Source organism: Pseudotamlana agarivorans, assembly GCF_018860245.1.
In the GTDB taxonomy this organism is placed as follows: Bacteria; Bacteroidota; Bacteroidia; order Flavobacteriales; family Flavobacteriaceae; genus Pseudotamlana; species Pseudotamlana agarivorans_A.
Genome location: NZ_JAHKPD010000011.1, coordinates 25,223 through 48,548, shown reverse-complemented (window position 1 = coordinate 48,548; position 23,326 = coordinate 25,223). Strand labels below are relative to the sequence as shown.

Below are 23,326 nucleotides of genomic sequence, written 5' to 3'. Positions count from 1 at the left end.
ATATGGAATGCGCTCAAATTTTTTAATTCAATTTGAGTTGTAGTATTTAATCCTTTAAATCAATTTAATTCATTTCATCTAATGCATCCCTTAGCATGTTGAACATATTAAAAAATAAGAAAAAGTTTTTTATTGTTTTTTTTATCGTTCTATTTATAGATACTATTGTTAAAATCAATTTACCGATTTGGCCATATCGCTATGTCTCAAAACCACCGGTTATCGGATTATTGTTTCTATACTATTACTATAATAATTCAGCTTCCAAAAGTAATTTTTCATGGACGATGATTGCGCTTCTTTGCTTTGTTGTTGCTGACTTTTTAATAATAGATCATGAAAATATCTACCTTTTGGTTATTAGTTTAGTTATATATTCTGTAGGGAAATTATTTTTATGTTTTCGGTTTTCGCATAGATCAGATTTTAGGGTTCGCCGATTAATTCCGTTTTCTATAGTGATATTTATTTTTACCGTTGGCTTGGTAAGGTATATTTATGAAGATCTTGGGAATTTCTTTCTGCCAGCATTAATCAGTTATTTTATATCGCTATTACTGTGTCAATTTGCTTTTTTAAGAAAAGGTGTTGTAGATGAAAAGAGTTACCTTTTCGTGTTTGTAGGTGTGTTGTGCTATATGCTCTCTGAAGGTATTATGGTTATAAAAACCTTCAAAACCGATGTTCCATATCAAGATTTTAGCATTATGTTCTTTTATGCTACAGGTCTCTACTTAATTGTTCATGGGATTATAACAGAAAAGGTAATTGAGCCTAAAAGCCCTTTTTAACATACTTTAATTCTAACAGGTTTATAGGGTTAACGCCTAGGCCATTTATGTTTTTGCGAGTAAAACGAATCACTTCATCATAGTATAAAGGTACCATGAGTGCTTTTCGCATGGCTAAAGAGTCCATTGTCGTATAGATCTTTTTTCTTTTTTCGATATCGGTAACTGTAAAAGCTTTGTTATATAAGCTGTCAAACTTTTCATCCTTGTAATGAAAATAATTTGATCCATTTGGGGCAAAGTTTTTACTGTAAAATATGGATAGGTAGTTTTCGGCATCTAAATAATCGGCAATCCATGAACTTCTAAACATGTCTACCTTACCGTTTGATCGTGCCGAGCGCAATGAGGCTTCAGGCATCACGTCTACATGGATATTTAAGCCTGTTTTTTCAAGTTCACGTTGAATAAATTCACAAAAACTTAGGTAATTGCTTGTGGTAACTAAAGTGATTTGCGGATTGTTAATACCGGTTTCAGTAATAAATTGGGAAACAAGTTCCTTGGCTTTTTTTGGCTGGTAGGTATAGCCTATAGATGCGTTATACCCAGGAAGGCCAATTGGAATAAAACCACCGTTAGCAGGGTTCCCGATGCCGTTTCTTAAATATACAATCATTTTTTTGCGATCAAAACCATAGTTTATAGCCTGTCTAAGTAGTACAGATTGTATTTCTGGAGTTTCAGAATCTAAATAAAAACCTAAATATTCAGTGTTTAGGTAGGGACCGCGAATCATATTTACGGTTTCGGCGTATCGCGTTTGCAGTTTTCCGCTAGCGGTTAATAATTCATCTTTATAGGAAGCATCAAGCCCTGAAATATAGTCGATATTTCCTTGTGCAAACTGTAAAAACTCACTTTGTTTATCGGGGAGAAAAGTTATAGCTACAGCCTCTAAATAGGGTAGTGAGATTCCTTTTTTGTCTTTCTCAAAGTAATTAGGATTTTTTCTAAAAACTAATTTGATGTTTTCTTCCCAGCGTTTAAATTTAAATGGGCCTGTTCCAATAGGGTGGCTCCTGAAATCGGAACCATAAAAATTAGCAACTTCTTTAGGGATAACCGAGCAATATTTCATGGTTAATAGGCCTATAAATGCAGGAAAAGGTTGCTTCAGTTTAATTTCAAAAATCGTATCGTTAACAGCACTAAAGTCATCAACTTTATTTAAAACCCAGCTGCCTGGAGAAGCTATTTTTTCATCCCTTAAACGGTTCAAACTGTATTTGAAATCGGTAGCATTAACCGTTCTTGTGGAGTCTTTGCCAAATAATTCGTGATTATGAAAATAAACATCGCTCCGAAGGTTAAATTGGTAGGTCATGCCGTCTTCAGAAACGGTCCAGTTCTTAGCAATACATGGTAAGATGTTTAATTCATCATCCAGCTGTACTAATCCGTTAAAAATTTGATTGCATACCGAGTTGTCTTGAAGTGTTCTTGAAAAGGCAGGGTCTAAAGTGTTTATGTTGGCATATTCATTATACCTAAAAACCAAATGATCTCTGTTTATGTCGGAATTTGACTCGCAAGAAAAAAACAAAAGTGCTATATAACTAATTGATAAATAGTTGATTATTTGTTTGAGTTTAGGTTTTATCATATAACTAATTAGTTGTAAATTTGCACGCTCATATCGAGATGAACAAAGTGTCCTAATTTCCTGAAAGAAATTCTTCTTTTCGTTCATAATGAGAAAAGGTAAAGATAATTTTTAAAAGATCTTGAAACAAATTCGGGATAACAAAATACCATGAATAAGAAAGTCGCATTTTATACTTTAGGTTGTAAATTAAATTTTTCAGAAACGTCTACCATAGCAAGGGATTTTAGTAAGGAAGGGTTTGACAGGGTTGATTTCACGGAGAAAGCAGACATTTATGTTATTAATACCTGTTCGGTTACCGAGAATGCCGATAAGCGTTTTAAAACCATAGTTAAGCAAGCCCAAAAGGCAAATGAAGATGCTTTTGTTGCTGCTGTAGGGTGTTATGCGCAATTGAAACCTCAAGAATTAGCCGATGTTAATGGTGTTGATTTGGTGCTTGGAGCGACCGAAAAATTTAAAATTACCGATTACCTAAATGATTTAACGAAAAATGATTTTGGGGAAGTGCATTCTTGTGAAATTGAAGATGCCGATTTTTACGTGGGTTCGTATTCCATTGGTGATAGAACGCGTGCCTTTTTAAAGGTTCAAGATGGTTGCGATTATAAATGTACTTATTGCACGATTCCTTTAGCGCGAGGCATTTCAAGAAGTGATACTATGACTAACGTTTTAAAGAATGCTAAGGAAATTTCTGAGCAGAATATAAAAGAAATTGTTTTAACCGGAGTGAATATTGGTGATTACGGAAAAGGGGAGTTTGGGAATAAAAAACACGAACATACTTTTTTAGATTTGGTTACAGAATTAGATAAAGTAAAAGGTATCGAACGTTTAAGAATTTCTTCTATCGAGCCAAATTTATTAAAGAATGAAACCATCGATTTAGTAGCTAAATCAAGAGCGTTTGTACCACATTTTCATGTGCCATTACAATCTGGTACTAACGAAATTCTTAAAAAAATGAAACGTCGTTACATGCGTGAATTGTATGTAGATCGTATTTCAAAAATTAAGGAAGTGATGCCTCATGCTTGTATTGGTGCGGATGTTATTGTTGGGTTTCCTGGGGAGACTGATGAACATTTCTTAGAAACATATAACTTTCTTGCCAATCTTGATATTTCTTATTTACACGTGTTTACATATTCAGAACGTGATAATACGGAAGCCGTGGGTATGGAAGGTGTGGTTCCTGGAAATGTAAGATCTAAACGTAGTAAAATGCTTAGGGGATTATCGGTTAAGAAGCGTCGTGCTTTTTATGAAAGTCAGTTAGGTACAACCAGGACAGTGTTATTTGAAAGCGAAAATAAAGAAGGATATATTCATGGATTTACCGAAAATTACGTAAAAGTTAAAACACCTTGGAATCCAGAGTTGGTGAACACATTACATGATGTAGCACTTACGGAAATTGATGATGATGGTTTAGTGCGTTTCGAGTTTGTAGATGCACTTACAGCTTAAAACAAAAAAAATCTGAAGCGTAAAACTTCAGATTTTAATTCTATTATAAATCGATTTAGCGCTTATATTCTTACGCCAACAGGAAGCATACGTTTGTACTTTCTGTTGCCTCTTACAAATTTTGCGATTTCAGGGCTTGTTGGAACAACACTTAAATTGCGTTCTTGTATTTGTTCGAAAACTAAGGTTAGAAATTCTTTTGAAAAATTTTCATCGGTGATCTCCTCTGGGATAATCATTTTAGTTAGAAAAATTTTTCGTTCTTGTAAAGAGTATTCAATTATTGCTAAATGATCTTCAATCTTAATCTCATATTGACGTAGAAAATCATTGTCAATTAATTCTGCAGCTTCAACCATTTTGTCTTATTTTAGTTCTATAGGAATCTTAAATAGTGAGGGCTATTTATTCAAACTTTGCGCAAAAGTACGAAAAAAAATCGTTAAGAAAAAGTAAAATTATAGTTAATGCCTTATGAGTCAAGAGATAATACCTGTTTACCTCATGCCTGGGATGGCTGCCAGTCCAATTATTTTTGAATATATAGACTTGCCGGAAGATACATTTCAACTGCATTTTTTAGAGTGGATGCTGCCTTTAAATGAAGAGTCGCTTTCCAATTACGCTTTACGAATGACTAAGTGTATTAAGCATGAAAACCCCGTTTTACTTGGGGTTTCCTTCGGAGGCGTTTTGGTCCAGGAAATGAATAAACACATTTCAGTTCGTAAACTTATTATTGTATCTAGCGTTAAAACAAAGTTTGAATTGCCTAAAAGAATGCAATTAGCTAGGCTTACAGGGGCTTATAAAATAGTTCCAACGCAACTGGCAAGTAAAATTGATGTTTTTGAAAAATATGCCTGCGGAAAAGAAATGACCAAACGTTTAGAGCTTTATAAAAAATACCTTTCGGTAAACGATCCTAAATATTTAAGTTGGGCTATTAAAGAAATGGTCTGTTGGAATCAAGAAGAATGTACTTCCGATATCGTCCACATTCATGGCGATAAAGACCCGGTTTTTCCTATACAGTATATATCAAATTGTGTGACGATTTCTAAGGGCACACATATTATGATTATTAATAAATACAAGTGGTTTAACGCGAACTTACCTGGAATTATATTAGCAGAATAATTGATTTTTTTTTACCTTTAAAGGAAAATTGAAGAAATGAAAATGATACAAAAAGGACTGCTATTTATTGGGTTGCTTAGTTTATGTGGCGTGTTTATTTATGCCATGCAAGACGCCCCTACAGATGAAAATTTTGAAAAGCAAAGTGTTAATGGATATAATGTTTACGCTTTACAAGTTCCAGATAATTTGGATTTGGCGGGTGAACCTCTGCCTTTAAAAAATCCGGATATTTATGAGCGTATGGATAGAGAGCTACTAGTAAATACCTACTGGCAATCTAATGGTTTATTGATGTTTAAACGCGCGCATAAATACTTTCCTGTCATTGAGCCTATTTTGAAAAAATATGGTGTTCCAGATGATTTTAAATATTTAGCTGTTATAGAAAGCGGTCTAGTAAATGTAGTGTCTCCTGCTGGAGCACGCGGTGTTTGGCAAATTATGCCAGCAACCGCAAAAGAATACGGTTTAGAAGTTAACACTAATGTAGACGAACGTTACAATCTTGAAAAATCTACCGAAGCCGCTTGTCAATATCTTTTAGAATCTAAAAAACTATTAGGAACATGGACGCTTGCCGCAGCTGCTTATAACGCTGGAAATTCGGGGGTGTCAAGACGTTTAAAGGAACAAATGGTAACTGATTATTATGATTTATTATTGGGGGAAGAAACGGGGCGCTATGTTTTTAGAATTGTAGCCTTAAAAGAAATCTTATCTAACCCGCTTAAATATGGGTTCAATTTTAGAGAAAAAGATTTGTATAATGAAGTGCCAACTTATAAAGTAAAAGTAGATACAGCAGTGACCGATTTTGCGCTTTTTGCTAAAAAGTTTGATATCAACTATAAAATATTAAAACTTCATAATCCTTGGTTAAGAGAGCCAGAACTTAATAATGCCAGTAGGAAGCTGTATCAAATCGAAATTCCAGTGAAAGGTTCTTATCCGCAATAAATGTCGCAAGGCAATGAGATGATTTGTTTTTACATAAAAAAAGCTCAAAACTTTATAAGTTTTGAGCTTTTTATTTTTTTTGAAAGGATGATTTTTTACCCTCTACGCTTTTGCGCTCTTATCGATCCGCCAGCTCCATAATGTTGGTTTGGCATTTGAGCACGTTTCATATTATCCTTCATCATTTTTATTTGATCGGTTAACATGCCTTGTTTGTCAAGTTTCGTTGCTTCAGTTAATAGTTTTTGAGCTTCTTGTTTTCTACGTTTAGAAAAAGCAATACCTGCTAAATTCAATTTTGCCATCGCTAAATCATGATCCATAGATAAACCCAGATCAATGGCTTTTTTGAAATATTTTTCAGATTCGTTCATATTGCTTTGCGCCAGCATTACCCCATGAAGATAATTAAAGTACCCTTGTTGCTTTTTTACTAGAGCACCTTCTGGGTTTTTAATTTTATTCAACCATTTTTGAGCACCTTCAAAATCTTGCTTACGTAACTTTAAAAAAGCTAATAAGATAAACTCATTCTTAAAATAAAGGAAAATAAAAATTCCTGCTAATAAAATAAGCATGATACCATTTCCTATGTTACTTTCTGTAAATTGATAAATGGCATAAGCGAAAATGCCTGCGGCAATAATAAGTTTTATAATTTTATTGAACATATTGTCTTGTTTCGATTAACTTTGAAGTGTGTTTTTCTTGGAATTGACACTTTTTCGTTGGTTTAAGACTGCAAAGAAACTAAAATTTTATCAAATTCAATATAAAGTTGTATAACAAAAGGAAGGGCTTATCCTTAATATATAAAGGTCTTACATGCTTTTGGTTAGAAAATAAAATTTATTGAATTTTTTTTTAATTATGGTTTGTGAAAGTTAAAACTCTTTGTATATTTGCCCTCGGTTTTGAAGAAAGACCAAGGGTATAAAAAAATACATTTTCAGAATTAAAGATATAAGACAATGAGTAAAAGAACATTTCAGCCTTCTAAAAGAAAGAGAAGAAACAAACACGGTTTCAGAGAAAGAATGGCTTCTGCTAACGGTAGAAAGGTATTAGCACGTAGAAGAGCTAAAGGGAGAAAAAAATTGTCTGTATCTACTGAAACTAGACATAAAAAATAATAATGAACAATTGTTTATAATATAAAAGGTGTTACTTAAGTGTAACGCCTTTTTTTATATCTCCTTATTGTTACTTTTGTAAAATATTATAATACAACATAATAACTAGTAAAATGCCGAAAAATCCAAAACTTAAATCAATACTTATTATTGGGTCAGGTCCGATTGTAATTGGGCAAGCATGTGAATTTGATTATTCAGGAACTCAAGCATTACGTTCTCTAAGAGAAGATGGGATTGAAACGATTTTAATCAATTCTAACCCCGCAACTATCATGACAGATCCTACGATGGCCGATCATGTTTATTTGCTTCCTTTAACAACAAAATCAATTGTTCAAATCCTTAAAGAGCACCCTCAAATTGATGCTGTTTTACCTACTATGGGTGGGCAAACGGCATTAAACTTATGTATTGAGGCTGATGAAAAAGGTATTTGGAAAGATTTTGATGTAGAGATTATTGGTGTTGATATTGATGCGATTAATATTACCGAAGATCGTGAGAAGTTTAGAGAATTAATGCTTAAAATTGGGATTCCAATGGCGCCTCAAGCAACAGCGACTTCTTTCTTAAAAGGTAAAGAAATTGCTCAAGAATTTGGTTTCCCCTTAATCATTAGAGCTTCATTTACCCTTGGTGGAGCAGGAGCCTCTTTTGTATATAAAGAAGAAGATTTTGATGAGTTATTAAGACGTGGTTTAGAGATTTCTCCAATCCATGAAGTCATGATCGATAAGGCTTTAATAGGCTGGAAAGAGTATGAGTTAGAGTTGCTTAGAGATTCAAATGATAATGTTGTTATCATTTGTTCTATTGAAAATATGGACCCTATTGGTATTCATACGGGTGATTCTATTACCGTAGCTCCAGCGATGACTTTAAGTGATCGAACTTACCAAAAAATGCGTGATATGGCTATCCATATGATGCGTAGTATTGGTGATTTCGCCGGAGGGTGTAACGTGCAGTTCGCAGTTTCTCCAGATGAAAAAGAAGATATCATCGCCATTGAAATTAACCCTCGTGTATCACGTTCTTCTGCATTGGCGAGTAAAGCAACAGGATATCCTATTGCAAAAATTGCAGCTAAATTAGCCTTAGGCTACCATTTAGATGAATTAAATAATCAAATTACAAAATCTACTTCAGCTTTATTTGAGCCTACTTTAGATTATGTAATTGTAAAAATACCACGTTGGAATTTTGATAAATTTGAAGGGTCTGATAGAACTCTAGGGCTTCAAATGAAATCTGTTGGAGAGGTTATGGGAATTGGACGTTCGTTCCAAGAAGCTTTACACAAAGCCACCCAATCTCTTGAAATTAAACGTAATGGTTTAGGCGCAGATGGTAAAGAAAATACCAACTACGAGCAAGTTATTGAGAAGTTAACTTACGCATCTTGGGATCGTGTATTCATTATTTATGATGCGATTCGTATGGGTATTCCATTAAGTAGAATCCATGAGATTACTAAAATCGACATGTGGTTCCTTAAACAATACGAAGAATTACATTTCTTAAACAACGAAATCTCAACGTTTACTATCGATTCTATCAACAGAGAATTGTTATTAGAAGCGAAACAAAAAGGATATGGTGACCGTCAAATCGCTCATATGCTGAAATGTTTAGAGAGTCAAGTTTATAATAAACGTGAAGAATTAGGCATAAACCGTGTTTACAAATTAGTAGATACCTGTGCTGCAGAGTTTGAAGCAAAAACACCTTATTACTACTCAACTTTTGAAGGTGAGATGGAAACAGCAGGTGGTACGCCATTCTCTCATAATGATAGTGTCGTTTCAGATAAGAAAAAAGTGATTGTTTTAGGTTCTGGACCAAATAGAATCGGACAAGGTATCGAGTTTGATTACTGTTGTGTTCATGGTGTTTTAGCTGCCGCAGAAGCTGGTTACGAAACCATCATGATTAATTGTAACCCTGAAACGGTTTCTACCGACTTTGATACGGCCGATAAATTATACTTCGAGCCTGTATTCTGGGAACATATTTACGACATCATTAAGCATGAAAAACCAGAAGGTGTTATCGTGCAACTTGGTGGGCAAACAGCTTTAAAACTTGCTGAAAAATTAACTAAATATGGTATTAAAATTTTAGGAACAAGCTTTGAAGCACTTGATTTAGCTGAAGATCGCGGATTGTTCTCTAACTTATTAAAGGAAAATGATATTCCTTACCCTAAATTTGATATCGCTACAACAGCCGATGAAGCAGCTGCGATCGCAGATGTATTAGATTTCCCGATATTAGTACGTCCTTCGTATGTATTAGGTGGTCAGGGTATGAAAATTGTAATCAACAAAGAAGAATTAGAAAAACACGTTGTTGATTTATTAGGAAGAATGCCTGGTAACCAATTGTTATTAGACCATTATTTAGATGGTGCTATTGAAGCTGAAGCTGATGCGATTTGTGATGGTGAAGATGTGTATATCATTGGTATTATGGAGCATATCGAACCTTGTGGTGTACACTCTGGAGATAGTAACTCTTTATTACCACCGTTTAATCTTGGTGAGTTAGTAATGCAACAAATTAAAGACCATACTAAGAAAATTGCTTTGGCCTTAAATACAGTTGGTTTAATAAATATTCAGTTCGCTATTAAAGATGACGTCGTTTATATCATTGAAGCGAACCCTAGAGCTTCTAGAACGGTACCATTTATCGCAAAAGCTTACGGAGAACCTTATGTTAATTATGCGACTAAAATCATGTTAGGTGATAAGAAAGTTAAGGATTTTGATTTCCAACCTAAATTAGATGGTTTTGCAATCAAGCAACCTGTGTTCTCTTTCGATAAATTCCATAACGTAAATAAGAGATTAGGTCCAGAAATGAAGAGTACTGGAGAAAGTATTTTATTTATTGATAGTTTGAAAGATGATGCCTTTTACGAATTGTATGCAAGACGTAAAATGTACTTAAGTAAATAATAAAGTATACGAATTAATAGTATAGTGTAATACAAAAAAAAAAGCCGCTTTTAGCGGCTTTTTTTATAACTCTACTTGAGCATTTTGTGATTCTAAAAACTCCAAATGATCCTCAACTTTAAATTCTGAAGATTTGAATTGTGTTGTTCTAGTTTTTGCTTGCTCTTGCCTGGCAATACTCCTAGAGAAGCGCCTTACGCTTTGTATATCATTTAAAATTAAACCTGGAACCTTAACATTTTTGCCATTTTCATCTTTTGCAACCATGGTAAAATATGAGGAGTTACAGTGTTTAATTTCTCCCGATTGAATGTTTTGAGACTCTACTCGTAACCCCACAACCATTGATGTTTTACCAGTATAATTAACCGAAGCCTTTAGTGTTACTAACTCTCCTACTTCAATAGGGTTTAGAAAATCTACACGGTTTACCGATGCTGTGACACAATAATGCCTTGAATGCTTAGAAGCGCAAGCAAAAGCAATTTGATCCATTAAACCTAAAATATGGCCACCATGAATTTTACCACTAAAGTTGGAGTGGGAAGGTAACATGAGCTGTGTTATTGAAACCTGAGATTCTGTTGCGTGTTTAAACATATAATTACTATTTATTCGTTGGTTTGGTTAATCTTTTCATTCCTTTTTATTTTTTCAACTTTGGTTACAAAGTATTTGGTGTGCCCTAGCCAAAATAGGTCTCTGTAACGTTCGAAATAATGAAGTTTTACATATTCACCTTGATAACTATTAAGGTCGTCTATTACGGCTTGATTGCTTTTTTCAACCGAGAATTCAAAAAACTGAGATTCTGAAACCCCTTGACTTATTTGACCTTCCCAGGTTTTAATAATCAACCCTTTTTTTGTGAATTTTACCAATTCTCCGGCGCGAACACCTTCACTATACTTGGCAAAAAACACAAAACAGAAAAAACCTGTAGCGATGATAATAAGGACGATAATAATTTTAAAAAGAATTTTCATTTTGATATCATGTATTAAAAGTTGTCTTCTTGAGCACGTTTAATAATAGCTTCCGGAAGGGCTTTTTTAGCCTTAGCTCCCATTTTTTTAAGCTTTTCAATGCTGGTAATAATATTTCCTCTTCCGTCTACTAATTTATTCATTGCAGATGAATAATCACTTTTTGCAGCGTCAATTTTTTTACCAACGCCTGTTAAATCGGTTACTAAACCTTCAAACTTATCGTAAAGGGCGCCTGCTTGCCTTGCAATTTCAAGAGCATTACGTTGTTGTTTTTCATTGTTCCACATCGTATCAATGGTACGTAAAGTAGCCAATAGTGTAGAAGGGGTTACAATAACAATATTCTTTTCAAAAGCCTTGTTGTAAATCGAATTGTCTTCATGTACAACTACCGCAAAAGCAGGTTCTATAGGTATAAACATAAGTACGAAATCTGGCGATTCCATATCATATAAATCTTGATAGTTTTTCTCTGAAAGCTGGTCTACATGGCGTTTTATGGAATTCACATGGGCTTTTAAATGTAAAGACTTTGCCTCATCTTCAGCATTTACCAAACGCTCATAATCGGTTAGAGAGACCTTACTGTCAATAATCATTTTTTTACCGTCAGGTAAGCTCAAAACAACATCGGGTAAAACCCTGGAACCATCGGCTCTGGTAAAACTTTGTTGTACAAAATACTCTCTGTCTTTTTCTAATCCAGATTTTTCTAAAACGCGTTCTAAAACCAATTCACCCCAGTTTCCTTGCATTTTACTATCGCCCTTTAAGGCACGCGTGAGGTTGGTGGTTTCTTTGGTCATTTGTAGGTTTAAGTCTTTCAAGCCTAATAATTGCTCTTTTAAAGCGGAATGCATCATGATACTTTCCTTTTGAGAGGTGTCTACTTTTTCTTCAAACGTTTTAATTTTATCTTGTAGCGGACTTAATATATTCTTGATGTTTTCTTTATTCTGAAGGGTGAATTTCTCAGATTTTTCATCTAGAATTTTATTAGCCAGATTTTCAAATTCTTTTGTGAATTTTTCTTGCAGTTGTTCTACTTCAGCTTTTTGTTCATCATTTTTAAGTTGCAGACTTTCAAATTCAGCGTTTTTTCGGGTTAATTCCGTATTTAAAAAATCTTTTTCTCGACGAATAGCTTCGCGTTCGATTTCAACCTTAGCTATGGATTCTTTTAAATCTTCTAACTGATTGCTGAAGTATTCCTTTTCTTTTTGTTTTTCATTTTCGGTTTGCAACTTGATTTCAGAAAGCTGTTGCAACAAATTGGTGTTGCGTTCTTCCAGAGTACTCTTTTCACTCTTGCTTTTTAGTTGTGTGATAAGTCTGCCTATGTATACGCCAATAGCAGCAGCAATTAGGATGGCGATAAAGAGAATGATGTTGTCGTTCATTTAAAAAAGGAAATATTATCAAAGATAAATTTTTTAGCTTGAAGTTAGAAGTTGGTCGCGAGAAGATTTAACCTTTAGAATTTGATTTTTTAAATTCTTATTTTTTCAACCTTAATCTTCTTATTTTCTTATGAAATGTCATGGTCATTACACAAAGTTTGATTGGGGTGATTGTAAAAATGAATAGCTTTATAATATTGATGAATTTATCATGATATCCGAGTCGGCCCATGCCTTATCAAATTCTAGCTTAATTTCTTTTGCTTCGTCCGTTTTTCCTTGGGCCATTAGGCTATGATATAAGCCTATTAAAGACCACCCATTTTGACGCAGTTTTTCTAAATCTTCCCGATATACAGTTTCTGCTTCAACATAGTGTTTTGATTTTAAAAGCACATGACCTAAATTTTGTCTTGTTGGAATATACCAAGCGGCGGGTTCGTTATAAACTAAAGCATCTTCAATAGTTACGGCCTTCTTTAAATGCATTATAGCTAATTTGGGGTTTTTAGAATTGAAGGCGAGTTCCCCGGCAACAACTTCATAGGCTAGTTTCGCAATGGTTTGACTGGAGTCAAATCCAGAAGCCATAATGGTTTCTAATTCCGGATTTTCAGTCATGGTTTTAAGGGCCTCCAATTCTTCTTTCGCTTCTGTTACATTGTTTTTTCTAATAAATGCAATGCCTCTGGCATAATGCCAAATTAATTTTAAATGCTTGATATCATCATTGGGCTTTGGGGTGGTTAAAATATCATTCCATTTTCCAAATCTTGTATAAGCTAATAGAGGGGTTGCCGCAAAATTTTGTAAAAAAGGAAGTGCTTTCATTTCGCCCACAGGAACCTTTTCGGCAGTTTTTTTGGCAGCATCAATAGCAGTTTTACTGTCTCCTAATAAGCTTGCGGCAGACCATAAAAAGTGAATATTATGTGGGTAATACCCCAGAGGGTAAATGCCTTGAGCAAAACATTGAGAAATGTAGTCTTCATCAGCTAAAATCGCTTTTTGATTAGCAAGAACAGCATCTTTATAGCGTCCAACTCTAATATAAATATGTGAGGGCATGTGCACTATATGTCCCGCGGAAGGCATTAATTTTCCTAACTTTTCTGCGCTTGGTACTGCTAAATCTGGCTTTGGCAGTTCTACCATATGAATGTAATAATGATGTGCTCCTGGGTTGTTCGGATCTAATGCTATGGCTTTTTCTAAGGCATTTTTAGCTTCTTGTATATTTGGAGATGGACTACCATTCTTGTCCCAATAATTCCATGGAACGGTGTTCATTACTGAAGCCGCATATAAGGTTAAGATATCGGTGTCTTCGGTATAGTTATTTGCCACTTTTTCCATGGCTTTCATGTAGTCCATGTTTAGTTGAGCAATTTCCACGGTCAAATCTTCTGAGTACCTTTTTGAAAGCGCCTCAATTAAAGCACGTTCTTTAGGTGTGGTATTTCTCATTCGTTTTTTTGCTTTTGAAATAGCTTCGTTATATTTGATTTTTCGTTCATCATCAGGCGATGGGTCGTTTATGTTAGGGCCCAGTGTATAGGCTTGTCCCCAAAATGCCATAGCACACTCTGGGTCTAACCTAGAGGCTTCCATAAAAGAGCGGTGTGCTTCTGCATGATTAAATGCGTAAGTAAGTCTGAGGCCTTGGTTAAAGAATTTTTGAGCCAATTCGTTTGAAGTGTTTACTCTAAAACTATGATTTCCTAAGTTTTCAAATAGTGGGGCAATTTGCTTGGTGGTATCTACACCTGTAAGCATAAATTTTGCAGGTGTACAACTTATAGCGTTAGTGCCTACTTTTCTTGGGTATTCAAAACTATCGGTGTTATTAAGTTTAAAAACTAGTAGCGAAATTGGGATGAGGGTTGTTAAAAAGAGTATAAGTTTGCTTTTCATGATCTTGAATTTAGACCAAACAAAGGAAGTTGTTTTTCTACTAGTAGAATTTAAATGGGGATAAAGAACTTACTAAAGATACGAAAAAAAAGGTTTAGGCCTTTTTACTTTTTCACCTTAAAAGTTCCTGTTTTCGCATCAAAAGCTATTAAGTCTTCTGGGAATAAGGTGTTGAATGTGCCTTTTGAAATCAGGTTACAAGGGGCGTCTGAAACCACGGTTTCATCGGTCATTACAATGAGTTTGTCACAAAGCTGAATGGCCAAATCAATTTCATGAGACGAAAATAAAATCGTCTTTTGGGTTTCTCTAGCTAATTTTTGAAGTAGTTTTAAAATGTATGCTTTGTGATACATGTCTAAATGTGTGGTAGGTTCATCTAGAATAATCAAATCTGTGTCTTGAGCTAAAGCACGTGCAATCATGACCTTTTGAAGTTGGCCGTCGCTCAGTTCAAAACATTTTTTGTCCTTTAAGTTTTCAATTTTAATTTGTGAGAGGGAACGGTTTATAATTTGAATATCTTCTGCAGAAAAATTTCCAATCCAATTGGTGTATGGCTGTCTCCCTAAGGCTACCAGTTCAAAAACAGTAAGGTTTTTAGATGCTAACTTTTCGGTAAGTACTAAGCTTAAAACTTTAGCTAATTCTAAATTTGAATGAGCTTTCAAAAGCTTGTTATTTATAAATATATCACCAGATAATTGGGCTTGCACACCGGTTAACGAACGCAAAAGAGTCGATTTCCCAATACCATTCGCACCAATTAAACCAACCAATTGCCCTTTTTGCAAGGCAATATTAATATGGGATGCAATAACAGTAGATTCTTTTTTCGAGCTATAACCAATCGATAAATTCTCAGTTTTTAAAACGCTATGTGTGTTTGGATTTTCCATTAAAACATCATTTTACGTTTTCTTACCAATAACCAAATCACTACGGGAGCGCCAATTAAAGAGGTAATCGCATTAATTGGTAATGTATAATCGCTTGATGGTAATTGTGCAATACTGTCACAAATTAGCATGATTATGGCGCCAAATAAAAATACTGCAGGCAGTAATATTTTATGGTTGGAGGTGCTAAAAACCTGTCTGGTTATATGAGGAATAGCTAAACCTATAAATGCGATTGGCCCTGCAAAAGCGGTAATGGTCCCGGCTAATAGACTGGTTGAAGTGATAATAAGTAGTCGGCTTTTTTTGATGTCTAAACCTAAGCTTTTTGCATAATTTTCACCTAATAATAAGGAGTTTAAACTTTTTATCGCTGCTAAACTTAATAGGATTCCGGCGGCATAAAGTATAAAGAGTATGAGTAATTCGTTCCATGAAAGGTTTCCTAAACTACCAAAACCCCAGAAGAAATATTGTTGTAATTCTTCCGCAGAGCTAAAATAAGAAAGGACATTTACCACGGCTCCAGAAATACTTCCAAACATGAGCCCGATGATTAATATCGCCATAGCATCTCTAACTTTCGTAGATACTATTAAAACGGTTAGAAGCACTAGAAAACTACCTAAAGTAGCTGCCATAACTAAGGTCCATTTTGAAGCTAAAACGCCTAAAAGCAAACCGCCGAAAAGCGAAGTGCCCATTGTGACTATAGCAACCCCTAAACTCGCGCCAGAAGTAATCCCCAGCACAAAAGGTCCTGCTAAAGGGTTTCTAAAAAGTGTTTGCATCATCAACCCCGAAATACCTAAGCCAGAACCAACGATAATAGCGGTGAAGGCTTTTGGTAGCCTGTAGTCCATAATAATATGATGCCAAGACATATGGGCTGATTTTCCGAATATTGTTTTGAAAATTTCAACATTAGGAATAGAAATAGACCCCAAGCTAATGTTTATAAAAAAACAGAGGAGGAGTAGCAGAATTAATGCTAAAAATATAAGCTGGTATCTTTTGGTATTTTGCAACTAATCTAAACGTTTAAAAAAGTAATTTTCATAACCATCTAATAATCCAGGGTGTGAAATATTGATGATGTCCTTTAAAATAAGATCTGGACGTAAAGGCCCTAATTCATAAAAAAGTAAGCCCCCTTTCGGACCTATTTTTTTAGTATATGTGTATATGTTTTTATTTTTGAAAGCATTAAAATAGCTGTAGCCTTTATGGTTGTTTTTCATGGCCTCAAGTGTTTGAAAAGAGCCAGCTCCAATCCATAGTTCGGCTTGGTTGGCACGTTCTAAAACATTTTCAAAGTTAAGTTGAATACTACCATTCGACATATCGTCTTTCCACAAGTAATTGGTGTTGGCATCCTCAAAGTATTTGGCAATAAAACTTTTTCCTCCAGGAACATTCCAAACATCATTAAACATAGACCCCGAAAAGGTAACTGGTTTTTCATTGACCTGCAAAGCGAGTTTCTTCGCTTCTAAATAATCGGCTTCAATGTTATCAAAAATGGTGTTGGCTTCTTCCTGTTTGTCAAAAAGAGCACCCATAAATTTAATCCATTCGGCGCGGCCTAGAGGATGTTCTTCTGTCCACGAACCATCTAAAACGACAGGGAAACCAAATTTTTCAATTTGTTTAAGCGATTTGTTTTTTCCGTTTACGGTGAAAGCAATCACTAAATCGGGCTGCAACTCTAGAAATAATTCCATGTTAATTTCTAAATCGTTGTTTAAATCTTTTATTTGTCCGTTATCAATTAGAGCTCTCGTTTTTTCTGAAGAAATGTATTTTGTAGCCGGAAAACCAACCAATCGATTTTCTACATTTAAATATTCTAAAGCGGGAATATTGGTGGTGGACATAGCAACTACTTTGGCTACAGGTAGTTTAATAACTACAGCAGATTCACGAAAATCAGGAATGTATTTGTCATCCTTTACTAAAATGTAACGAAAGGCATCTTGACTTCCTGGCCATGGTGAAGTTACTATTAATTCGGTGTAATTTTTATGATTTGTAATTGAAAAACCTTCAGCATATTTAATGTTTTCAGGAGATACTTGAGTGACAGGAATGGTATGGTTTTCTTTTTTTTCATCCTTACAGGAAGTCAAAAAAAGGAAGCTAAGGGAGAGTAAAATTAAAAAACGCATGGACTAAAATTGAAGTTCAAAGGTCATTAATTTTTTTGTATTACGACAGACTTAAGGTTACTTTTGAGCAAATTAAATAAAAATAGATGAATTTTTTGTGTTCTTGGAGTGGTGGAAAAGATAGTTGTTATGCGTTTTATAAGGCAACAAAATTAGGGTTTAAGCCAGCTGTACTTTTAAATGTGATGAACGAATTTGGAGATCGATCACGGTCACATGGCATACCTAAACCTGTGTTAGAAGCCCAGGCTGAAGCCTTAGAATTACCTATCCACTTTTTTAGCAGCACATGGACAGATTACGAAGTCAAATACATAGAGAATTTACAACGAATTGTGAAAGATTACCCGATTTCGCATGCTGTTTTTGGTGATATTGATATTGAATCACATCGTGCTTGGGAAGAAAAGGTGTCCGCCGCAGCGAATTTGGAAGCCGTTTTACCTTTATGGCAGGGCAACAGAAAACAATTGGTTTTGGAGTTGGTTGAGGCAGGTATCGAAGCCGTTATTGTGTCTTGTAATCAAGAATTAGGTCCCGATTATTTGGGAAGAACCATTACAGCCGAACTGGTTGAGGAACTTGAAAACAAAGGGATTGATGCCTGTGGTGAAAATGGTGAATTCCATACCTTGGTGGTTAATGCACCTTTTTTTAAGCATAAAGTTGATGTTGAAATTACAGAAAAAGCGGTGTCTAGTAACTATAATTTTGCTGTTATGAGGCTTAAAAATAAGGAGGTAAGCTTATAACTTGTTACAATTTAACAGGCGTAATCAATTGAAATTTTCCATTTTCCAATTTCAAATGAAACACATCACCGTATTGTATTTTAATTTTGAAGGAATCTTTAAGCGGAATATCTAAAACATGAGCCAAAAAAGCACGCATCGGGCCAGCGTGGCAAACAATGATGTGGTCTTTTGGGTTGTTAGAATGCGCTAAATCTTCAAAATAAGCTTGCACCCGTGAAGCCAGTTGCACGTAAGATTCTCCGTTTGGAACGGCCACGTTTACAAAATCTGTCATCCAAGGCGCCATCGCTTCTTCCGGGATATCGTTCCAAGCTTGCATTTCCCAATCACCAAAGTTAAGTTCTTTCAAACGCGGTTCTAAAGTTGCGGTTTCACTGAATGTTTCGGCTAAGCTTGTACAGCGTTTTAACGGACTAGAAATCACGCGAAATTCTTTTTCCTTCGGAAGTTTTGATAAAATGGCTGCAAATTCTTCTTCGTGATTTTCAACGAGGTCTAAATCTGTTTGCCCGTAACAAATACCTTTTTCCACCGCAGGTGTGGTATGCCTGATTAAATAAATTTCCATAAAGCTAGAGCACTTAAATAAAAGATAACTTCTGAGAATTGTTGCACAGCACCAGCGCAGTCGCCAGTTTGGCCACCAATCCATTTTTTAAACTTCGCCGCTAAAAACATTTTAGCCAAATAGCAGGGGATGATGGTTAGAAAAATAAGTGGTGTTTTAAAAAAGAAAAGTGGTAGAATTCCAAAAACTGCCGAGCTCACTAACATGAAGAAACTCATGCTTTTTGCAGCAGGTTTGGCTTTACTGTCGTCGGTGTCGCGAACGTAAGGATGGGTGTAAATTAAAGTTGTGGCAATAAAACGGCTTAAACTGTGACCAGAAATGATGGTTAACGGAATTAATAACACCGGTGTGTCTGTAAGCGCTAGAAACTTTATACCTAGAATTAACCCCAACCCCGCAGCGCCATAGGTGCCCAATCGAGAATCCTTCATAATGAGTAGGATTTTCTCTTTGGTCCATCCACCGCCAAGGCCGTCGCAAACATCGGCAAAACCATCTTCGTGAAAAGCGCCTGTCGTATAAATAGTGGCTACCATGCTTAGGGCAATAGAAATTTCTGTAGAAAAAATAAATGAAGCGCCATAATAAACCAGGGCTCCAATGCTTCCAACGATAATACCTATTAAGGAGAAATATTTAGAACTTTTTGTTAAAAACTCAGGTTCGTGATTGACCCATTTCGGACAAGGAATACGGGTAAAAAACATCATGGCAGTAAGGAAAATTTGGAGCTCTCGTTTCATCAATTTTGTATTAAGATTCGTTACTTACACCAGCACTTTCAAAACTGGCCATATCACTTAAAAAATCTACAGAAGCTCTTAAAAGCGGAATCGCTAAAGCAGCACCTGTACCTTCACCAAGACGTAAGCCTAGAGATAAAAGTGGTTCAGCTTCTAAAAATGCTAACATTCTTTGGTGTCCTTGCTCGTTTGAGCTGTGTGCAAAAACACAGTTTTCAATAACCTCAGGTTTAATCGCCGTGGCGGCTAAAAGTGCTGCAGTGACAATGAAACCATCAATAACAATCACCATATTTAATTCGGCTGCTTTAAGAATTGCTCCACATAGCATGGCAACTTCAAATCCGCCAAAAGTAGCTAAGGCCTCTTGTGCTGTTTTAGGAGTATATTTATTATAAACTTCTGTTAGGATTTTTGCTTTTTTAGAAATGCCTTCAGGATCTAATCCCGTGCCAGAACCCACGCAGTCTTCAATAGGCGTTTTCGTGAAATAGCTCATTAATAAAGCTGCTGAAGAGGTATTGCTAATCCCCATTTCACCAAAACCAATGGTGTTACAACCTTCTTTTTGAAGCTCTTCAACAATAGCTCCTGCTTTAGTAAAAGCATCAGCACATTGTGCTTGGGTCATAGCAGGCTCTAATTGGTAGTTTTTTGTACCAAAATCAATTTTAGCATCAATAATATTTAATTCAGCATCAAAAGTATGGTTCACGCCAGCATCAACGACTTTTAATTCGATGTCGTTGGTTTTGCTGAATACGTTTATCGCAGCCCCCCCATTCACGAAGTTGTAAACCATTTGAGCGGTAACTTCCTGAGGAAACGGATTTACTTCACCTTTAGCTGCAATACCATGATCGGCAGCAAAAACAACAATCACTGGTTTTGAAATTTTAGGGGTTTCAGTATTTTGAATACAACCTATTTTAAAAGCCAAATCTTCTAGTTTACCAAGGGCACCTAGAGGTTTCGTTTTTGTGTCAATTTTGTGTTGAAGCGTTTGTTTTAAGTCGGTTTTAATCATGAGGGGTTATTTTAAAGTTAAGGGAATTCCTGATACCATCATCGTGGCTTTATTGGCATTTTTGGCAATGTGTTGATTCATCCAACCTTGAAGCTCTGTGAATTTTCTACCCACTTCAGTTTGGGCGTGTACCCCCATACCAATTTCATTGGAAATGATAATAATCGTGGCGTCAAGATTGAGGAGTTTGTTGAACTCTATCTTTGCTAATTTTAATGCTTCTTCGATATCATTTTTGGTATCGATGAAAAAATTGGTTAGCCATAAGGTTACACAATCAATCACCACAACTTCATTGGGGTTTATAAATTTAGCGAGCTCTTTTTCTTCTTCTACAGAAGTCCAACGTTCGTCGCGATCGGCAATATGGCGTTCAATACGTGCTCTGTGGTTATCGTCCCAAATTCTTGAGGTGGCAATGTATTTCGGACTGTTAGAAAAGGACAATGCTAAGTTTTGAGCGTAACTGCTTTTCCCTGAGCGTTCTCCTCCTGTGATGTAATAAATCATGAAATTTCAACTGTTAAATAGAATTACAAAGATTAATCTTTTTTTAAGAAATAACCTCCAAAAAAGATTTTGATTCTAAAAATAGATAGTACATTTGCAGCGAATTTTGGTTCTGTTTTAATATTAAGTTAAACGGATTAAAAGGGAATCTGGTGCAATTTTTAATTAATTCCAGAACTGTTCCCGCAACTGTAAGTTTATGCTGTTCCGATTGCTATCGGGATGTTCAGCACCTTTTAAAAGGATGTTATTAACTTCAATACCACTGGCTTTTAGCTGGGAAGGTGAAATAACATAAAACAAGTCAGGAGACCTGCCACATTCAAACAAAATAAGTTAAACTTTCGGGATAAAAGTTTGCGTATGTATTTCCATGCGATTCTCGATTAATAGTATTAAAATGCACAAAAAAACACATGTTTTTGGTATCCTATGTTTAGGGATGTCACTAGTTGGTATTGCTCAAGAGCAAGAAGATTCCACTAAATTGGAACAACTCGATGAAGTTGTAATTTCAGATTCACGATTTGAATTAAAGCGTGAAAATTCAGGAAAAACAGTTATTAAAATTTCTCAAGAAGAGATAGATAAAAATCAGGGAAGGACAGTCGCTGAACTGATTAACGCCCAATCTGGCATTGAAATTAACGGAAGTAGAAGTAATGCCGGACAAAATTTAGGCGTTTATGTTCGTGGAGGTCGTAACCGTCAAGTTTTAGTTATTGTTGATGGTGTACAAATAGGTGACCCCTCGCAAATTAATGGTGAGTACGATTTTAGGTTGTTAAACTTAAGTCAGATAGAATCCATTGAAATTATAAAAGGTGCAGCCAGTACTTTGTACGGAAGTGGTGCAGCTACGGCTGTTATAAATATTACAACAAAAAAAGCAAGCTCTAAAAAGATAAGTGCCGTTGTTGGCTCTAGTATTGGAACAAATCAATCACAAGACGATCAGGACTACGATTTAAGTGATTTCAATAACAGTGTCACTCTGGGCGGAACCTTAGATAAGTTTACTTACCGCGCAGCTTTTAGTCAGCAATACACAGACGGTATGTCTGCAGTTATTACTGATGCTAATGAAAAAGATCCGTTTTCAAAATTGGGTGTAGATGTTAATTTGGGTTACAATTTTAGTGATGCCTTTTCAATTGGCGTGTTTGGGAATTTTACAGATATTGAATCAGGTATCGATGGTTACGATGCTAGTTTTAGTTTAGCCGATACCGATGATCAGTTTAACAGTGATCAATCGCGTGTAGGTATGACCGCTAAATATAGGTATGAAAACGGAAGTGTGAATTTTAATGGCGCATATTCAGAATATAATCGTGAATTTATTTCCGATTATCCTTCAGTTTTCGAATCTAAGAATTACATATTCGACCTTTACAATAAGTATGTTTTCGACGAAACATTTTATACTATTGTAGGTGTAAATGTTCTTGAAAATGAAGCTTTATTTGATGAGGAAAAAAAGTTTACTATAGTAGACCCTTATGCTAATGTTGTTTATGTTTCTAAGTTTGGATTGAATGTGAACATGGGTGGGCGATTAAATAATCACAGTGAATATGGAACGCATTTTACTTATAATGTAAATCCTTCTTTTGTTTTCAAAAAGGATAACGATGCTTATAGTAAGGTTTTTGCTTCTTATAGCACCTCATTTATAGCACCGTCATTATCTCAACTACATGGTTATTTTGGTGCAAACCCTGATTTAAAACCTGAGGAAAACAAAACGATTGAAGGTGGTTTGGAGTTTAAATTTTCTAACAATTTTAGAGTTAGCGGACTTTATTTTAACAGGGAAGAAGAGAACTTTTTTATCTACGATTATACTCTAGGGTACTTAAATTCTGCCGATTTAGTTCGTTTTCATGGTGTAGAATTTGAAGTGAATGCCAAACCTATTAAAAACCTTAGTGTTACGGCGAATTATATGTTTGCTGAAAATAAAGAAGGACAGCCTGTAAGAATTCCAGAACATAAAGGAAACTTACTTGTAGGTTACGACTTTTGTACTAAGACATTTGCATCATTGTCTTACCAATATACGGGTGACAGGTTAGACAATGGAGATGTTACTTTAGATAGTTTTAGTTTGGTTAATTTTTATATCAGTCACACTGTGCTTGAAAATAAAATTAAATTTTTCGCAGGTATTGATAATATTTTAAATGAAGATTATTTAGAAATCTCTCAATACACGACAAAAGGGAGAAATGTTAGAGTAGGGCTGCAATTAACCCTGTAAGCGTTACTATAATCT

The 23,326-nt window shown here is 35.2% G+C and carries 22 protein-coding genes and 1 riboswitch; of the genes, 8 read left to right on the top strand and 14 right to left on the bottom strand.

Annotated features, from left to right (window positions below; all coding sequences use genetic code 11):
- Nucleotides 1–95 precede the first annotated feature (95 nt).
- Nucleotides 96–791: a lysoplasmalogenase family protein gene (locus KO493_RS05065; RefSeq protein WP_216066863.1), complete on the top strand. Its 696-nt coding sequence runs from the start codon at nucleotides 96–98 to the stop codon at nucleotides 789–791.
- Here the strand turns inward: KO493_RS05065 and KO493_RS05060 are convergent.
- Nucleotides 775–2,397: an ABC transporter substrate-binding protein gene (locus tag KO493_RS05060; protein WP_216066862.1), complete on the bottom strand. Its 1,623-nt coding sequence runs from the start codon at nucleotides 2,395–2,397 to the stop codon at nucleotides 775–777. The two genes, KO493_RS05065 and KO493_RS05060, sit on opposite strands and share 17 nt — an antisense overlap.
- A 150-nt stretch (nucleotides 2,398–2,547) precedes the next feature.
- Here KO493_RS05060 and mtaB point away from each other — a divergent pair, with 150 nt between their 5' ends.
- Nucleotides 2,548–3,873 carry a tRNA (N(6)-L-threonylcarbamoyladenosine(37)-C(2))-methylthiotransferase MtaB gene (gene mtaB, locus KO493_RS05055; RefSeq protein WP_216066861.1) on the top strand — a complete coding sequence of 442 codons (1,326 nt, stop codon included), beginning with the start codon at nucleotides 2,548–2,550 and terminating at the stop codon, nucleotides 3,871–3,873.
- A gap of 62 nt (nucleotides 3,874–3,935) precedes the next feature.
- Here mtaB and KO493_RS05050 read toward each other — a convergent pair whose 3' ends face one another.
- Entirely contained in the window at nucleotides 3,936–4,232 is a 297-nt protein-coding gene (locus tag KO493_RS05050) for an N-acetyltransferase (protein WP_216066860.1), read from the bottom strand.
- Between the two features lie 115 nt (nucleotides 4,233–4,347).
- Between KO493_RS05050 and KO493_RS05045 the strand changes: the two genes are divergently transcribed.
- Complete coding sequence (locus tag KO493_RS05045) at nucleotides 4,348–5,013, top strand: alpha/beta hydrolase (RefSeq protein WP_216066859.1); 666 nt, start codon at nucleotides 4,348–4,350, stop codon at nucleotides 5,011–5,013.
- Between the two features lie 36 nt (nucleotides 5,014–5,049).
- Nucleotides 5,050–5,973: a lytic transglycosylase domain-containing protein gene (locus KO493_RS05040; protein ID WP_216066858.1), complete on the top strand. Its 924-nt coding sequence runs from the start codon at nucleotides 5,050–5,052 to the stop codon at nucleotides 5,971–5,973.
- A gap of 95 nt (nucleotides 5,974–6,068) precedes the next feature.
- Here KO493_RS05040 and KO493_RS05035 read toward each other — a convergent pair whose 3' ends face one another.
- A complete protein-coding gene (locus KO493_RS05035) occupies nucleotides 6,069–6,644 on the bottom strand; it encodes a DUF2892 domain-containing protein (RefSeq protein WP_216066857.1) in 576 nt (191 codons plus the stop codon).
- Nucleotides 6,645–6,944: 300 nt separating this feature from the next.
- On the opposite strand from KO493_RS05035, the gene rpmH reads away from it, so the two are divergent.
- A complete protein-coding gene (gene rpmH, locus KO493_RS05030) occupies nucleotides 6,945–7,106 on the top strand; it encodes a 50S ribosomal protein L34 (protein ID WP_042495769.1) in 162 nt (53 codons plus the stop codon).
- Nucleotides 7,107–7,219: 113 nt separating this feature from the next.
- Nucleotides 7,220–10,072, top strand: a complete 2,853-nt coding sequence (carB, locus tag KO493_RS05025; RefSeq protein ID WP_216066856.1) for a carbamoyl-phosphate synthase large subunit — start codon at nucleotides 7,220–7,222, stop codon at nucleotides 10,070–10,072.
- A 63-nt stretch (nucleotides 10,073–10,135) separates the two neighbouring features.
- Here the strand turns inward: carB and KO493_RS05020 are convergent, their stop codons facing one another.
- From KO493_RS05020 to KO493_RS04990, 7 genes are all read right to left on the bottom strand, one after another.
- A complete protein-coding gene (locus KO493_RS05020) occupies nucleotides 10,136–10,672 on the bottom strand; it encodes an acyl-CoA thioesterase (protein ID WP_216066855.1) in 537 nt (178 codons plus the stop codon).
- 11 nt (nucleotides 10,673–10,683) lie between these two features.
- Nucleotides 10,684–11,058, bottom strand: a complete 375-nt coding sequence (locus KO493_RS05015) for a 6-phosphogluconate dehydrogenase (protein WP_216066854.1) — start codon at nucleotides 11,056–11,058, stop codon at nucleotides 10,684–10,686.
- A gap of 14 nt (nucleotides 11,059–11,072) precedes the next feature.
- Nucleotides 11,073–12,461, bottom strand: a complete 1,389-nt coding sequence (gene rmuC, locus KO493_RS05010) for a DNA recombination protein RmuC (RefSeq protein WP_216066853.1) — start codon at nucleotides 12,459–12,461, stop codon at nucleotides 11,073–11,075.
- 189 nt (nucleotides 12,462–12,650) lie between these two features.
- A complete protein-coding gene (locus tag KO493_RS05005; RefSeq protein ID WP_216066852.1) occupies nucleotides 12,651–14,375 on the bottom strand; it encodes a tetratricopeptide repeat protein in 1,725 nt (574 codons plus the stop codon).
- 104 nt (nucleotides 14,376–14,479) lie between these two features.
- Nucleotides 14,480–15,274, bottom strand: a complete 795-nt coding sequence (locus KO493_RS05000; RefSeq protein WP_216066851.1) for an ABC transporter ATP-binding protein — start codon at nucleotides 15,272–15,274, stop codon at nucleotides 14,480–14,482.
- Complete coding sequence (locus KO493_RS04995; RefSeq protein ID WP_216066850.1) at nucleotides 15,274–16,302, bottom strand: FecCD family ABC transporter permease; 1,029 nt, start codon at nucleotides 16,300–16,302, stop codon at nucleotides 15,274–15,276. The genes KO493_RS05000 and KO493_RS04995 overlap by 1 nt, the downstream gene beginning before the upstream one ends.
- Nucleotides 16,303–17,403 (bottom strand): ABC transporter substrate-binding protein, encoded by a 1,101-nt coding sequence (locus tag KO493_RS04990; RefSeq protein WP_216066849.1) that lies wholly within the window; start codon nucleotides 17,401–17,403, stop codon nucleotides 16,303–16,305.
- A 125-nt stretch (nucleotides 17,404–17,528) separates the two neighbouring features.
- On the opposite strand from KO493_RS04990, the gene KO493_RS04985 reads away from it, so the two are divergent.
- Nucleotides 17,529–18,194 (top strand): diphthine--ammonia ligase, encoded by a 666-nt coding sequence (locus tag KO493_RS04985; protein ID WP_216066848.1) that lies wholly within the window; start codon nucleotides 17,529–17,531, stop codon nucleotides 18,192–18,194.
- A 4-nt stretch (nucleotides 18,195–18,198) separates the two neighbouring features.
- Here the strand turns inward: KO493_RS04985 and cobC are convergent, their stop codons facing one another.
- The 4 genes from cobC to KO493_RS04965 are packed head-to-tail and all read right to left on the bottom strand — an operon-like array spanning nucleotide 18,199 to nucleotide 21,048.
- On the bottom strand, nucleotides 18,199–18,765 hold the full coding sequence (gene cobC / locus KO493_RS04980; protein WP_216066847.1) for an alpha-ribazole phosphatase: 567 nt from the start codon (nucleotides 18,763–18,765) through the stop codon (nucleotides 18,199–18,201).
- A complete protein-coding gene (locus KO493_RS04975; protein ID WP_216066846.1) occupies nucleotides 18,750–19,511 on the bottom strand; it encodes an adenosylcobinamide-GDP ribazoletransferase in 762 nt (253 codons plus the stop codon). The genes cobC and KO493_RS04975 overlap by 16 nt, the downstream gene beginning before the upstream one ends.
- Before the next feature lie 10 nt (nucleotides 19,512–19,521).
- The gene (cobT, locus tag KO493_RS04970) at nucleotides 19,522–20,538 is read right to left on the bottom strand and encodes a nicotinate-nucleotide--dimethylbenzimidazole phosphoribosyltransferase (protein WP_216066845.1); all 1,017 of its coding nucleotides are present in this window, start codon (nucleotides 20,536–20,538) and stop codon (nucleotides 19,522–19,524) included.
- Nucleotides 20,539–20,544: 6 nt separating this feature from the next.
- Nucleotides 20,545–21,048, bottom strand: a complete 504-nt coding sequence (locus KO493_RS04965) for a bifunctional adenosylcobinamide kinase/adenosylcobinamide-phosphate guanylyltransferase (RefSeq protein ID WP_216066844.1) — start codon at nucleotides 21,046–21,048, stop codon at nucleotides 20,545–20,547.
- 90 nt (nucleotides 21,049–21,138) lie between these two features.
- Nucleotides 21,139–21,383: riboswitch (cobalamin riboswitch) on the top strand.
- Nucleotides 21,384–21,448: 65 nt separating this feature from the next.
- On the opposite strand from KO493_RS04965, the gene KO493_RS04960 reads away from it, so the two are divergent.
- On the top strand, nucleotides 21,449–23,311 hold the full coding sequence (locus KO493_RS04960; RefSeq protein WP_216066843.1) for a TonB-dependent receptor plug domain-containing protein: 1,863 nt from the start codon (nucleotides 21,449–21,451) through the stop codon (nucleotides 23,309–23,311).
- Nucleotides 23,312–23,326: the final 15 nt, after the last annotated feature.

Bases quoted from the DNA above. Each gene is read 5' to 3' on its own strand.
- KO493_RS05040 (WP_216066858.1), top strand. From the start codon at position 5,050: ATGAAAATGATACAAAAAGGACTGCTATTTATTGGGTTGCTTAGTTTA.
- KO493_RS05005 (WP_216066852.1), bottom strand. From the start codon at position 14,375: ATGAAAAGCAAACTTATACTCTTTTTAACAACCCTCATCCCAATTTCG.
- KO493_RS05035 (WP_216066857.1), bottom strand. From the start codon at position 6,644: ATGTTCAATAAAATTATAAAACTTATTATTGCCGCAGGCATTTTCGCT.
- KO493_RS05000 (WP_216066851.1), bottom strand. From the start codon at position 15,274: ATGGAAAATCCAAACACACATAGCGTTTTAAAAACTGAGAATTTATCG.
- rmuC (WP_216066853.1), bottom strand. From the start codon at position 12,461: ATGAACGACAACATCATTCTCTTTATCGCCATCCTAATTGCTGCTGCT.
- KO493_RS05015 (WP_216066854.1), bottom strand. From the start codon at position 11,058: ATGAAAATTCTTTTTAAAATTATTATCGTCCTTATTATCATCGCTACA.
- rpmH (WP_042495769.1), top strand. From the start codon at position 6,945: ATGAGTAAAAGAACATTTCAGCCTTCTAAAAGAAAGAGAAGAAACAAA.
- KO493_RS04985 (WP_216066848.1), top strand. From the start codon at position 17,529: ATGAATTTTTTGTGTTCTTGGAGTGGTGGAAAAGATAGTTGTTATGCG.
- KO493_RS04960 (WP_216066843.1), top strand. From the start codon at position 21,449: ATGCACAAAAAAACACATGTTTTTGGTATCCTATGTTTAGGGATGTCA.
- cobT (WP_216066845.1), bottom strand. From the start codon at position 20,538: ATGATTAAAACCGACTTAAAACAAACGCTTCAACACAAAATTGACACA.
- KO493_RS05050 (WP_216066860.1), bottom strand. From the start codon at position 4,232: ATGGTTGAAGCTGCAGAATTAATTGACAATGATTTTCTACGTCAATAT.
- cobC (WP_216066847.1), bottom strand. From the start codon at position 18,765: ATGGAAATTTATTTAATCAGGCATACCACACCTGCGGTGGAAAAAGGT.
- KO493_RS05060 (WP_216066862.1), bottom strand. From the start codon at position 2,397: ATGATAAAACCTAAACTCAAACAAATAATCAACTATTTATCAATTAGT.
- KO493_RS04965 (WP_216066844.1), bottom strand. From the start codon at position 21,048: ATGATTTATTACATCACAGGAGGAGAACGCTCAGGGAAAAGCAGTTAC.
- KO493_RS05045 (WP_216066859.1), top strand. From the start codon at position 4,348: ATGAGTCAAGAGATAATACCTGTTTACCTCATGCCTGGGATGGCTGCC.
- KO493_RS05020 (WP_216066855.1), bottom strand. From the start codon at position 10,672: ATGTTTAAACACGCAACAGAATCTCAGGTTTCAATAACACAGCTCATG.
- mtaB (WP_216066861.1), top strand. From the start codon at position 2,548: ATGAATAAGAAAGTCGCATTTTATACTTTAGGTTGTAAATTAAATTTT.
- carB (WP_216066856.1), top strand. From the start codon at position 7,220: ATGCCGAAAAATCCAAAACTTAAATCAATACTTATTATTGGGTCAGGT.
- KO493_RS05065 (WP_216066863.1), top strand. From the start codon at position 96: ATGTTGAACATATTAAAAAATAAGAAAAAGTTTTTTATTGTTTTTTTT.
- KO493_RS04975 (WP_216066846.1), bottom strand. From the start codon at position 19,511: ATGAAACGAGAGCTCCAAATTTTCCTTACTGCCATGATGTTTTTTACC.